Here is a 12352-nt window from a genome sequence, read left to right on the forward strand (position 1 = left end):
GCGTTCCCGCCGAGCCAGCCGCCCCACTGGTCACCCGCCGACCTCCGCCAGGCGGCGAGTCAGGAAGCGGCGTTCCGCTTCGGACTCCGTCAGCGACAGGGCCTCCCGGTACGCCTCCGCCGCCTCGGCCCGACGGCCCAGGCGGCGCAGCAGGTCGGCGCGGGTGGCCTGGACGTGCCGGTAGCCGGTCAGTTCATCGCCCAGCTCGTCGACGAGCGCGAGGCCCGCTTCCGGACCGTGCGCCATCGCCACGGCGACGGCCCGGTTGAGCCGCACCACCGGTGACGGGGTGAGCTCGGCGAGCCGGCCGTAGAGCGCGGCGATCTGGAGCCAGTCGGTGTCGGCCGCGCGCTCGGCGCGCGCGTGGCAGGCGGCGATGGCCGCCTGCACCTGGTACGGACCCGGCTCACGACGGCGCAGCGCGGCGTCGAGCAACGCGAGCCCCTCGACGATCTCGTCGCGGTTCCACCGGCTGCGGTCCTGGTCCTCGAGGGTCACCGGCTCGCCGTCGGCGTCGAGCCGCGCCGCTCGCCGCGAGTACTGCAGGAGCAGCAGGGCCGTCAGGCCGAGCACCTCGGGATCGTCGGGCATCAGCGCGGCGAGGATGCGGGCGAGACGGATGGCCTCGACGCAGAGGTCGTGCCGCACGAGGTCGGCTCCGGCCGCGGCCGAGTAGCCCTCGTTGAACAGCAGGTAGACGACGCCGAGCACGCCCACGAGCCGGTCGGGCAGGAGGTGGTCGGGCGGCACCCGGTACGGGATCCCGGCCCCGCGGATCTTGCGCTTCGCCCGCACGATCCGCTGGGCCATCGTCGCCTCCGGCACGAGGAACGCCCGCGCGATCTCCGCCGTGGTCAGCCCCGTGAGCGTGCGCAGGGTCAGCGCCACCCGACCCTCCAGTGGGAGCGCGGGGTGGCAGCAGGTGAAGATCAGCCGCAGCCGATCGTCCTGCACGGCGCTCCCGTCGCCGTGGTCCTCGGACCCGACCGGCATCGCCGCCACCTCCCTGAGCTTCGCGGCCTCGATCTTGCTGCGCTTGATCCGGTTGAGCGCCACGTTGCGCGCGGTGGTGGTGAGCCACGCTCCCGGGTTGCGCGGGACGCCGTCGCGCGGCCACCGGGCCAGCGCCTGCGCGACGGCGTCCTGAGCGCACTCCTCAGCGAGGTCCCAGTCGCCGGTCATCCGGATCAGGGTGGCGACCACGCGGCCCCACTCGTCGCGGAACGCGGCGGTGACCGCGGCCTCGGCGTCCGTCATTCCTGGTCGAGCGGCCAGACCGGCCGGATCTCCATCGTTCCCTGCCGGGCGTTCGGGTGCTTGGACGCCACCTCGATGGCCTCGTCGAGGTCGGCGCACTCCAGCAGGTCGAAGCCGTACATCTGCTCCTTGGTCTCGGCGAACGGCCCGTCGGAGATCAGCACCTCCCCGCCCCGCACGCGCACGGTCGTGCTGTCGGACTGGGGCCGCAGCCGGTTGCCCTGCAGCCGCACACCGCGGGCGTCCATCTCCGCCACCCACTGCTCGATGGTGTAGCCCCCGCGGTCCTCCGGCGCCACCTCGTCGCCGTCGACACCGCAGATCAGAAGCAGGTACTGCATCTCGGATCCTCCTCGTTCTCGTCGGTCACCACTACGACAACCGGGATCGCCCGAAATCGACACCAGCTTGACATGCAAGTAGCCACTTGCCTATAAAGGCTCGTGTCCGATCCGCTCTTCAAGGCGCTCGCCGACCCGACGAGACGGGTGATCCTCGACGAGCTCACCCAGAAGGACGGCCAGACGCTGTTCGAGATCTGCGGTCGCCTGACGATGAAGCACGGGCTCGGCTCGTCGCGGCAGGCGATCTCCCAGCACCTGGCCGTCCTCGAAGAGGCCGGGCTGGTCACCACACGGCGCGAGGGCCGCTACAAGTTCCACCACCTCGACACCACCCCACTGCGCTCGATCGTCGAGCGCTGGCCGATCCAGTAGAGGAGCCTCGATGCTCACGATCAACGTCACGAGCGTTTTCGTCGACGACCAGGCGAAGGCGCTGGCCTTCTACACCGATGTGCTCGGCTTCGTGAAGAAGACCGACGTCCCGGCGGGCGGTGCGCGCTGGCTCACCGTCGTCTCCCCCGCGGCCCCCGACGGTGTCGAGCTACTGCTCGAACCGGACGGCCACCCGGCGGCGAAGCCCTTCAAGGAGGCGCTCGTCTCGGACGGCATCCCGTTCACGTCGTTCGCCGTCGAGGACGTGCAGGCCGAGTACGAGCGGCTGACGGCAGCGGGCGTGCGGTTCGTGCAGGAGCCGACGGATCTGGGACCGGTCGTCACGGCCGTCTTCGACGACACCTGCGGGAACCTCATCCAGATCGCTTCCGAGAAGGGCTAGCCTGACCCCAGCACGCGGGACAGATTCGCGCTAGGTGGAAGGGTTGGCGCGTCTCCTCGATCTGCCCGGAGACGCCCGGTGTCCTACCGCGAACTCGTACGTGCCGTTCCGCTGCCGTTCCTCCTCGTCGGCCTGATCGCCCGGCTGCACTACCCGATCATGCCGATCGGCACGCTCACCCTCCTCCACACCGCGACGGGCAGCCACACGTTCGCCGGTGCCACAACCGCAGCGCAGAGCCTCGCCACCGCTGCCGGCGGGATCGCCGTGGGGGCGCTGGCCGACCGCCTCGGTCCCCGCACCGTCGGCCTGACCACCGCGATCGTCCATGCCGCCTGTGCGGCTGCCCTCGTCGCGGCGAGCACGGGCGACCGGCCTGCGATGGTCGCGGCGGCGATCGCGGTGGGCCTCTCGCAACCCGCGGTCGGCCCGATGGCGCGGGTGCACTGGGCCCGGCTCCTGAGGGCGCGGGGACACGCCGGGCTGCTGCCGACCGCCCTGAGCTACGAGACGACCGCCGACGAGCTCGGGTTCGTCGTCGGGCCCGCCCTCGCGGGCCTGCTCACAGCCGCCCTCGGCCCCGCCGCGCCCCTCTCCGCGGTCGCGCTCGTCGCCGCCGCTGCGGCGGCGCCCTTCGCGCTGTTCTACGCGCGGACGGCGCAGCCTCGCGGATCGGCGGCGTCGGAACGGCCGCGTGGCGGCCCGCTCGTCGCGATGGCGGTGTCGGCGGCCGCGCTGGGCGCCGTGTTCGGGGCCGTGCAGACCGGGGTGACCAGCTACGCCGCCGAGCACGCCGAACCGGGCAGCGCAGGGCTGCTGTACGCGCTGCTCGCGATCGGGAGCGCGATCGCCGGCATCGCGTACGCGTGGCTGCCCCCGACCCTCGGCGACCACATCCGCTACCTCGCGGCCAGCACGGGCCTCCTGCTCGGGACGGCCGGGCTCGCCGCCGGGTACGCGCCCCTACCGATCGCCATCGCCGTCGCGGGCTTCACGATCGCCCCGTACATGATCTCGGCGTACGCCCTCGCGGAACGCCTCTGCGGCGCCCGCGGCACGGCCACCGCCCTGATGGTCGTGGGCGCGGGTGGGCCTGTCGGCACTGCCATCGCGCAGGCGGTGGCCGGCCGCGCCGCCGACGCCGGCGGGAGCGCAGCGGCGCTCGGGGTGGCGCCTGCAGCCGCGCTGGTGGCGCTGCTGGTGGCCGTCGGGCTGCTCGTCGCCGAGCGCCGGGATCAGGCAGGCGTGCGCAGGACGGCGAACTGGTAGTGCAGCTCTGAGGAGCCCTTCCACGTCTCCCAGCACTCGACCGTGCCGCGCCGGTCCAAGGCGGCGCACACCTTCTCGTCCGAGCGGAAGCTGAAGAACCGCGCCGGTCCGTGCGTGGGCTCGCCGTGCGGGCCTTCGGGAAGGTCGCGGCCGCCCCACAGCCCCACCGCGAGCGGCGCGGCCGGGCGCAGGACCCGCACGATCTCCGCGAGCGCGGCGTCGAGCTCGGCGTCCGCGACGTGCAGCAGGGTGCTCATCGTCCACCCGGCGTCGAACGTGCCGTCGGCGAACGGGAGGTCGAGAACCGACGCGACCCGTGCGTCGAGGCCCAGCGCCCGGCAGGCGGCGACGCTCGCCGGTGCCAGGTCGACACCCGTGTAGTCCAGCCCCGCCTGTACGAGCGCGGTGCCGTCCCGCCCCGGTCCGGTGCCGACCTCGAGGACGGACCGCCGCTCCTCGGCCCGCAGCTGCTCGATGTACGCCCCGCGCCGGGCCACCCGGTCGGCCGGCAGCTCCCGGCCCGCCCGCTCCTGCACCTCGTCGTCGTAGTACGCGACGAGGTCGCGCTCCCGCTGCATCCGGTCGGCGTCGGTCACGCCCGCAGCGTGCCACGCCGGGGGACGGTCGATCCCCCAATCCCTCATCCCCCAAGGGCCGTCCCACCCCACAAGACCGGCGGTCGGGTGCTCGCCCGATCCCGGATGTCCACGGGCCTGCGGACTCCTAGCTTTTGTTGACATCGCCGGAGCGCGAATCGGAAACACGGATCGAGGAGACGATCACAATGACCTCTGTCACCAACGTCGCGGACCTGCTCGAGACACTGCGCCAGTGGCTGCTCGCCAACCCCAACGGGGACCTCCAGGACTTCGCCGAGCAGCACGACACCACGCCGCAGGAGCTGGCCGAGGGCTGGAACACCTACTTCGCCCAGGCCGACTTCAGCCGCAACTACAACCTGGACACGGCGCAGTCCGGCTCCCAGGGGGCCACCCAGGCCGCCGCGCAGGCCGCGCCCGCCTACACCCCGTCGTCCCCACCGCCGTACGACGCGAGCCCCGAGGAGTACGTGCAGTACCTCACGCAGGAAGTGAACAACTACCAGGAGTTCACGACGATCAACAACATCGAGGACAACTCGATCAACCAGAACATCCAGGCCGGTGGCGACGTCGTCCAGGACTTCGACATCGACAACAGCGAGCAGACCGCCACCGAGGGCGGCGTGATCATCGACGACAGCAACCTCGACGACGTCGACCTCAACACCGGCGACGTCGGTCCGGGCGGTGTGCTGCAGCAGGGTGACGACAACCAGGCCGCCACCGGCGACGAGAACGTGCTGCAGGACGGTGACGGCAACGTGGGCAACACGGGCGATCTCGACGCCACCGACGGCAGCGCGGTCAGCGTGGGTGGCAGCGCCTCGACCGTCGGCAGCGGCAACGACAACTTCGGCAGCGGCCAGAACGCCACCAACGCGGCCGTCGGCGACAACAACAAGCAGGCCAACCAGCAGCAGGACAACGACACCGACATCGACGTCGACGACGTGCGCGGCGGAGACGCCAGCGCCGACGGCGGTGACGGCGGCACGGGCGGCGCCGGGACCGGTGGCGCAGGGGGGGCCGGTGGTGCCGGTGGTGGCGTCGACACCGACGGTGGGTTCCCGACCGACATCGACGGCGGCGCTGGTGGCGCAGGCGGTGCGGGCGGTGCCGGGACCGGTGGCAGCGCGGACGGTGGCGACGGCGGCACCGCCGACGGCGGCGACGCGGACGTCGACATCGACGTGGACAACAACCAGGACATCGACTTCTGATCGCGGCGATGGGGTAACACCCGGCACCCACCAGACCGACTCAGCACCCCTGAGGGTGCTGAGTCGGTCGTCGTCGTGCCGGCTCTCCACGAGGGGGAAACGTGGCGTTGTCCGATGCGATCCAGCTCGTCGATGTCGCCCGCAAGGCGACCGAGGCCTACGGGCGGCCGGACCTCACGGTGAAGCTGGCCCGCGCCCGGGAACGGCTGACCGACGCGAGCGTGCGGGTGCTCGTCGTCGGCGAGTTCAAGCAGGGCAAGAGCCTCCTCGTCAACTCGCTCGTGTCCGCGTCGGTGTGCCCGGTGGACGACGACGTCGCCACCGCGGTGCCCACGGTGGTGCGGCACGCCGCCGCGCCGACGGCGGCACTGGTCCGGGAGCCGTCGTCCGGTGGCGAGCCGGAGCGGACCGAGATCCCCGTCGGAGAGCTGGCCGAGCACGTCTCCGAGTCCGGGAACCCGGGCAACCGGCAGCGGATCTCGTACGCGGAGGTGGGCCTGCCGCGGTCGCTCCTCGCGGGCGGGCTGGTGCTCGTCGACACGCCGGGGGTCGGCGGTCTCGGCTCCGCGCACGGGGCCGCCACCACGGCGGCGATCGCCGGGGCCGACGCGGTGGTGCTGGTATCGGACGCGTCGCAGGAGTACACGAGGCCGGAGCTCGACTTCCTGGCGACGGCGATGAAGGTGTGCCCGAACGTCGTCGCGGTGCTCACCAAGACCGACCTGTACCCGGCGTGGCGGCGGATCGCCGAGCTCGATCGCGGGCACCTCGCCGCCGCAGGCGTCGACGCCGAGCTGATCCCGATCTCCTCAGCGGTGCGCCAGCTCGCGCTGCGCACCAAGAACAAGGCGCTCAACGAGGAGTCCGGGTATCCCGTGCTGGTCGCGTACCTGCGCGATCAGGTGCTCGGTCAGTCCGAGCGGCTGGCCCGCCGCTCCACCGGCCTGGACATCCTGAGCGTCTGCGAGCAGCTGGCCACCACGATGCAGGCCGAGCTCACCGCGCAGGAGACCCCGGAGAAGGCGCACGAGCTGGTGGCCCGGCTGGAGAAGGCGAGGAGTGCCGCCACCCGGCTCAAGGAGCGCACGGCGCGCTGGCAGGTCACCCTCAACGACGCCATCACCGATCTCTCCGCCGACATCGATCACGACCTGCGGGACCGGCTCAGGACGGTGACGCGGGAGGCCGAGGCGCTCGCCGAGGACGCCGACCCCGCCGACGTCTGGGACCAGCTCGCCAAATGGGTCCAGCACCAGGTCACCGTCGCCGCATCGGCGAACTTCGTCTGGGCGAACGAGCGTGCGGGTGCCCTCGCCCAGCGGGTGGCCGAGCTGTTCGCCGAGGACGGGCAGGTCGCCCTCCCCGAGCTGCCGGTGGCCGTCAGCGGGCCCGGCCCGCGAGTCGCCAGGCTCGAACGCCCCGACATCGAGAAGGTAGGTGCGGGCGAGAAGGCGCTGAGCGCGCTGCGTGGTGGGTACATGGGCGGGCTGATGTTCTTCATGCCGCTCAGCCTCATCCCCGGGCTGGCCATCGCCGCGCCGTTCGCCGCGGTGGGAGGCGCGCTCCTCCTGGGCCGCAAGCAGATCCGGGACGAGCGGAAACGGGCGCTCCAGCGCCGGCAGGCCGAGGCCAAGATGCTGGTCCGCAAGCACATCGACGAGGTGCAGTTCCAGGTCGGCAAGGACTCGAGGGACCTGCTGCGGCGCACCCACCGCACGCTGCGGGACCACTTCACGGCGCTCGCCGAGGAGATGCAGACGTCGTTGGCCGAGTCGGTCGCGGCGGCGCAGAGCGCGGTGAAGGCGACGCAGTCCGAACGCGGCACCCGGATCGGGGATCTCAAGGCGGAGCTCGACCGCGTCGCGAGTCTCGCCGACCGGGCCCGCGCGTTGATGGGAGCGTCGTGACGACGCCTGCCGGCGGCAGCCCCGTGTTGCGGGACGCGGTTCGCACGGTGCTGCGGCAGGCCGTCGAGACCTACCGGGACAGCCCGAACGCCCTCCGCTGGCTGCGCCACCACCTCGACCGCTACGACGAGCCGCTGCGCCTCGCCATCGCGGGAAAGGTGAAGGCCGGCAAGTCGACGCTGCTCAACGCGCTGGTCGGGGAGGAGATCGCACCGACCGACGCGGGCGAGTGCACCCGCGTGGTCACCTGGTACCAGGACGGCCACGCCCCGGCCGTGATGATGTATCCGCGCGCAGGTGCGCCCCGCCCGCTGCGGATCGCCCGCGACGACGGGGCACTGCAGATCGACATCGGTGCGCCCGCGGACACGGTGGACCGGCTCGAGGTCACCTGGCCGTCGGCCAGCCTCAGAGCCACCACGCTCATCGACACCCCGGGCATCGCATCGCTGTCCCTGGACGTCTCGGCGCGCAGCGAGCGCTTCCTCGCCCCGGAGGACGCGCCGTCCGCCGCCGACGCCGTGCTGTACCTGATGCGCCACCTGCACTCGGCGGACGTGCGGTTCCTCGAGTCGTTCCACGACCAGGGCGTGGCGCGGGCCGCGCCGGTCAACACCATCGCGGTGCTGTCACGTGCCGACGAGATCGGCGTCGGGCGCGTCGACGCCCTGCGGTCGGCCCGCGTGATCGCCGCGCGCTACCGGGCCGACGAGACGCTGCGCGCGTTCTGCCAGACCGTCGTCCCCGTGGCGGGACTGCTCGCCGTCACCGGCCGCACGATGCGGCAGGACGAGTACGCGGCGCTCGCGAAGCTGGCGACCCTGGCGCCCGACCGGCTGGACGCGCTGCTGCTCACCGTCGACCGCTTCGTCACCTCCGACGAGGGCACCGACCTCCCCGCCGCCACCCGGGCGAAGCTGCTCGAACGGTTCGGCCTGTTCGGCCTGCGGCTGTCCACCACCCTCATCCGGCAGGGCGTCGGCGACGCGTCGGCGCTCGCGGCCGAGCTGGTGCAGCGCAGCGGGCTCGTCGAGCTGCGCGAGGTGCTGGCCAGCCAGTTCTCGCAGCGCCGCGACGTGCTCAAGGCGCGCTCCGCGCTCATCGCACTCGACCTGGTGCTGCGCCGCGAACCGCGGCCCGCATCGGCGCCACTGGCCGTCGCGGTCGAGCGGATCCTCGCGGGCGCGCACGAGTTCGCCGAGCTGCGGCTGCTGTCGGACCTGCGCGGCCGGGTCCTGCGGCCCCCGAAGGACCAGGCCGAGGAGGCGGAACGGCTCATCGGCGGTGGCGGGAACGCGCCCAACCAGCGCCTCGGCCTCCCACCCGACGCCGGCCGCGACGAGCTGCGCGCCGCCGCGCTGGACCGGCTGACGGCATGGCGACGGCGCGCGGAGAGCCCGCTGTCCAGCCGGCCCATGGCCAACGCCGCCCGGGTGGTGGTGCGCAGCTGCGAGGGAATCCTCGCCGGCCTCGGCTGATTCCGACTACTTGCCCTCTCCGACGAGCATGCGGAGGTGGGCGAAGAGCTCACCGCGGCTGCCGGAGCCCAGCCGCTGGCGCATCCGGGCCACGTGGTTCTCCACGGTCTTGGCGGAGATGAACAGCTGCTCGCCGATCTGCTTGTAGGTCAGACCGGACAGGACGAGCTCGGCGACCTCCCGCTCCCGGCCGCTGATCGCGCCCGCCGCGCTCTCCGTGGCCTGCTCCGGCACCTTCACCCGCCGCATCGGCTGGGCCCGGCCGGACGTGGCGTCGGCGGGCGCGGTGCCGGGGGCCTGCTCGGCTCCGCCCTGCAACGCCCGTGCGCAGCCGAGGAGGGCGTTCATGCTCTTGCGGTCCCGGCAACGGATCGCCGCCTGGCTGGCGAGCCGGCCGCCTTCCCAGCTGAGACCGGCCGCGTGCAGGCCGCGCGCCGCCGCTTCCACCGCTTCGGCGTCGACGTCGCCTGCGAGGCTGCGCAGCCATTCCCGGCCCGCCGCGGCGACGGCCGTGGCGTACCGGCTGGTGGGGGCCATGCTCTCCAGTGCGGCCGCATGCCGCTGCGCGGTGGTGCCTGCGTCGGAGCCGATGGCGGCCTGCAGCCCGGACCAGTGCAGCGCCACCGCCCACAGCGGCGGGTTGCCCAACCGGTCGAGCAATGCCTCTGCCTCGTCCAGGTACGGCTGCACCCAGCCCTGCTCGTTCAGCCGGGCGGCGCCGACCACGAGCTCGCCGAGCGGCTGGAGCGAGTACAGGTCGACCGGGTGGCGGACGATCGCCTCGCGGGCCCGGCGCCAGCCGGCGAGGAGCCCGGCGAGGTCACCCGCTCGGCGCGCGAGCCCGACCTCGAGTGCGGCGGCCAGCAGCTCGTCCCTCGGCTCGAGCCCGCCCGGACCCGATGCCGACTGCAGCAGCGCCCGCGCCTGGGCGCTCGCCCCGCGGTGCATCGCGACCAGCGCCTGCAGCAGCAGGTGGCGGGCCGCGACGACGCGCCCGCCGAGCTCCGCGGCGACGGCCTGGCCCAGCACGGACTGGGCGACGTCCAGCTCCCCGCAGTGGATCGCGACCAACGCGGCCAGCGCGGCGGGCGTGTCCGGCAGCAGCGCCGCCCGGCCGGACGACTCCAGCAGCACGGCCGCGCGCGTGAGCTGCGAGAGCGCGGCGGTGGGGGTGCCGGCGACGGTGTCGTGGATCCCACGCGCGAGCAGCGCCTCCGCACCGGCCAGCACGGTGGGCGCCCCACCGGCGCTGCCCGGCGCCGCGTCCAGGACGGCCCTGGCCTCGTCGAGCGCCCCGATGCCGACGAGCGCGGGCACCGCGAGCAGGCTGGCACCGCCGAACGGCTGCGCGGCGAGCCACCGGTACAGCTCTGCGCTGCGGCTCAGCATGCCGCGGTGGGCGAGCACCGCCGCTGCCACGGCCACCGCCCGCTGCGCCGCGTCGCCGTCCACCGCGGCCGGTTCGGCGAGCACCTGGTCGGCCCGTCGCAGCGCGGCGTCCAGGTCGCCGACGACCATCGCGGCCTCGGCCCGCCGGGCGGCGAGGGCCAGCGGGGGAGCTCCGGCCTCGACCGCGGCGTCGAACAGGTCCACTGCCACGGGCAGGCACTCCCGCAACGCCTCGTCGCCCGCGCGCTCGAACGCATCCGCCACTCGCGTGCCGGTCGCCCCGCTGCCGATCAGACCGCGCGCCGCGACGAGCACGCTGCCGCCGGCGTCGAGCTGGATCTCGGCCAGTCGGCGCTGCAGCACCAGCCGGTTAGCGGCCGGAACCCCGCGCACCATGGCGTGCCGAACCAGCGGCACGACCTCGCCGCTGGGCGCCATCAGCCCGGTGGCGGCGGCCTGGTCGAGCAGCTCCCCCACGGCGCCGGGTGACACGTCGAGCAGCGCGGCGAGCACCTCCGGGTCGACAGGAGCGCCCACGGTGCGGCCCAGCAGCAGCTCGCGGACGCCGGCCGGCTGCGCGTCGATCTCGTATCCCAGCTGCCGGACGACGGCGGCGGGCGGCTCGCCTGCCGAACCGAGCCGGTCGAGCGCCCGGTCGTCGCGCAGCCCCACGAGCAGCCGGTCGACGAGGTCCGGTGATCCGCCGGTCTGCTCGGACACCAGGTCCACCAGCTCGGCGGTGGGGCGCTCGCCCAGCAGCAGGTTCGCGCGTGCGGCGACGCCCTGGCGGTCCAGCGGCCCGAGGACGACCGGTCCGCGGCCTGCGCCGAACGCGACGACGATCGAGGCGAGCACCCTGCCCCGCGGCCATGGCCGGTGGGCGAGCACGACCTGGGACCCGGGTTGGGCGGCCCACGTCCGCACCCGTTCCAGAGCAGCCTCGTCGAGCTCGTGGGCGTCGTCGACGAGCAGCACGACGTTCGGGTCGAACGACTCGTCGGGCCCGGGGACGTCGCGCCGGACCGTGACCCCTGCGACCCCGAAGAGCGCGCCCAGCACCCCGAGCAGCACGCTCTTGCCACTGCCACCGGGGCCGACCACCACCCTGCGACGCGGCGACGTGGGTGCCGAGGCGATCTCCCGGTACAGCCTGCGAGCGGCGGGCGCGCCTGCGAGCGCGCTGTCCGAGCCGTCGCTCTCGGCCTTGACGGCGGTCATCACGGTCTGGCCACGTGTCACCGCACCAGCCCTCCCGTGTCGATACCGTCGTCCGTCGCCGTACCTGACGCTGTCGCTGCGAGCCCGGGAGCCCGATCAGGTTAGCGACCCGACCCGGTACAGGAGAGGCCCGAACGGTCGCTGATACACACTGCGCGCCGTGTATCAACTCGGTCGCCGGGGCCGCGGCGTTAGCTCACCGCGAACGGTTCGCCCGGGTCGTCCGCGCCGGCAGCGGCGCCGAGCCCGGTGACTCCGTCGTCGAAGGAGTCGTCGGATTCCGGGTGCGCCGACGCCGCGAACGGGTCGTCCTCGACGAGATCGACCTCGGGTGGATCCGCCTCCTGTCGCTCGACCGGGGCGGCGGCGTCGGCGGGCTCGACGACCTCGGCGGGCTCGACGGGCGGCGTCTCGTCCGGCACGTCCAGGAACGTCGCGTCCTGGTCGAGGTCGTCGATGTCGTCGAGGTCCGTGTCGGTGTCGATGTCGATGTCGGTGTCGATGTCGATGTCGGTGTCGATGTCGGTGTCGATGTCGGTGTCGAGGTCGTCGCCGTCGAGGTCGTCACCGGTGGCAGCGAGCGTGTCGTAGCCGACGACGTCGAGGTGTCCGTCCTGGGCGAGCTCGCGCAGGTAGCGGTCGGCGTGCTCCTCGGGGGTCTCATCGGGCTGCGGCGCGGGCGGCACGAGTGCGGGTGCCGGCCCGTCCGCGGAGGAGAAGTCGGTGCGGAGGTTGTCGAGGAAGATGGGCAGGAGGTCGGCGACCTCGACGGCGCTGAACCCGTGCGCGTGCGCGATCACGGACGGACTGGTCCCCGGACTCTCCAGGATCATCCGCGTGACCTCCCAGATGGAGGCGCTCGGTTCAGCAGACACGACGCAACCCTACGAAGT

11 protein-coding genes are annotated in these 12352 nt (G+C 73.4%); 6 read left to right on the plus strand and 5 right to left on the minus strand.

What is annotated here, in order from left to right; all coding sequences use genetic code 11:
• Positions 1-30: 30 nt before the first annotated feature.
• Both FHX44_RS11360 and FHX44_RS11365 read right to left on the minus strand, forming a co-directional pair.
• The gene (locus tag FHX44_RS11360; RefSeq protein ID WP_147255603.1) at positions 31-1257 is read right to left on the minus strand and encodes an RNA polymerase sigma factor; all 1227 of its coding nucleotides are present in this window, start codon (positions 1255-1257) and stop codon (positions 31-33) included.
• Positions 1254-1598: a YciI family protein gene (locus FHX44_RS11365; RefSeq protein ID WP_147255605.1), complete on the minus strand. Its 345-nt coding sequence runs from the start codon at positions 1596-1598 to the stop codon at positions 1254-1256. Before FHX44_RS11365 ends, FHX44_RS11360 begins: the two co-directional genes overlap by 4 nt.
• A 102-nt stretch (positions 1599-1700) precedes the next feature.
• On the opposite strand from FHX44_RS11365, the gene FHX44_RS11370 reads away from it, so the two are divergent.
• The 3 genes from FHX44_RS11370 (at position 1701) to FHX44_RS11380 (ending at position 3645) form a co-directional block, all read left to right on the plus strand.
• Positions 1701-1973, plus strand: coding sequence for an ArsR/SmtB family transcription factor (locus tag FHX44_RS11370; protein ID WP_147255607.1), 273 nt, complete (start codon positions 1701-1703; stop codon positions 1971-1973).
• Positions 1974-1983: 10 nt separating this feature from the next.
• Complete coding sequence (locus FHX44_RS11375) at positions 1984-2376, plus strand: VOC family protein (RefSeq protein WP_147255609.1); 393 nt, start codon at positions 1984-1986, stop codon at positions 2374-2376.
• Positions 2377-2454: 78 nt separating this feature from the next.
• The gene (locus FHX44_RS11380) at positions 2455-3645 is read left to right on the plus strand and encodes an MFS transporter (RefSeq protein WP_147255611.1); all 1191 of its coding nucleotides are present in this window, start codon (positions 2455-2457) and stop codon (positions 3643-3645) included.
• Here the strand turns inward: FHX44_RS11380 and FHX44_RS11385 are convergent.
• Entirely contained in the window at positions 3612-4241 is a 630-nt protein-coding gene (locus FHX44_RS11385; protein ID WP_212612424.1) for a class I SAM-dependent methyltransferase, read from the minus strand. The two genes, FHX44_RS11380 and FHX44_RS11385, sit on opposite strands and share 34 nt — an antisense overlap.
• Before the next feature lie 188 nt (positions 4242-4429).
• Between FHX44_RS11385 and FHX44_RS42740 the strand changes: the two genes are divergently transcribed.
• From FHX44_RS42740 to FHX44_RS11400, 3 genes are all read left to right on the plus strand, one after another.
• Complete coding sequence (locus FHX44_RS42740) at positions 4430-5467, plus strand: hypothetical protein (protein WP_212612425.1); 1038 nt, start codon at positions 4430-4432, stop codon at positions 5465-5467.
• Between the two features lie 101 nt (positions 5468-5568).
• Positions 5569-7374: a dynamin family protein gene (locus FHX44_RS43185; protein ID WP_147255613.1), complete on the plus strand. Its 1806-nt coding sequence runs from the start codon at positions 5569-5571 to the stop codon at positions 7372-7374.
• Positions 7371-8852, plus strand: coding sequence for a dynamin family protein (locus FHX44_RS11400; protein ID WP_147255615.1), 1482 nt, complete (start codon positions 7371-7373; stop codon positions 8850-8852). The genes FHX44_RS43185 and FHX44_RS11400 overlap by 4 nt, the downstream gene beginning before the upstream one ends.
• 6 nt (positions 8853-8858) lie before the next feature.
• Here FHX44_RS11400 and FHX44_RS11405 read toward each other — a convergent pair whose 3' ends face one another.
• Positions 8859-11480 carry a helix-turn-helix transcriptional regulator gene (locus FHX44_RS11405; RefSeq protein WP_147255618.1) on the minus strand — a complete coding sequence of 874 codons (2622 nt, stop codon included), beginning with the start codon at positions 11478-11480 and terminating at the stop codon, positions 8859-8861.
• Positions 11481-11650: 170 nt separating this feature from the next.
• A complete protein-coding gene (locus tag FHX44_RS11410; RefSeq protein WP_147255620.1) occupies positions 11651-12334 on the minus strand; it encodes a hypothetical protein in 684 nt (227 codons plus the stop codon).
• Between the last annotated feature and the right edge of the window lie 18 nt (positions 12335-12352).

Source organism: Pseudonocardia hierapolitana (assembly GCF_007994075.1).
GTDB classification, from domain to species: Bacteria; Actinomycetota; Actinomycetes; order Mycobacteriales; family Pseudonocardiaceae; genus Pseudonocardia; species Pseudonocardia hierapolitana.

Coding starts and splice junctions, on each gene's coding strand:
- FHX44_RS11365 (WP_147255605.1), bottom strand. CDS start 1,598: ATGCAGTACCTGCTTCTGATCTGCGGTGTCGACGGCGACGAGGTGGCG.
- FHX44_RS11360 (WP_147255603.1), bottom strand. CDS start 1,257: ATGACGGACGCCGAGGCCGCGGTCACCGCCGCGTTCCGCGACGAGTGG.
- FHX44_RS11375 (WP_147255609.1), top strand. CDS start 1,984: ATGCTCACGATCAACGTCACGAGCGTTTTCGTCGACGACCAGGCGAAG.
- FHX44_RS42740 (WP_212612425.1), top strand. CDS start 4,430: ATGACCTCTGTCACCAACGTCGCGGACCTGCTCGAGACACTGCGCCAG.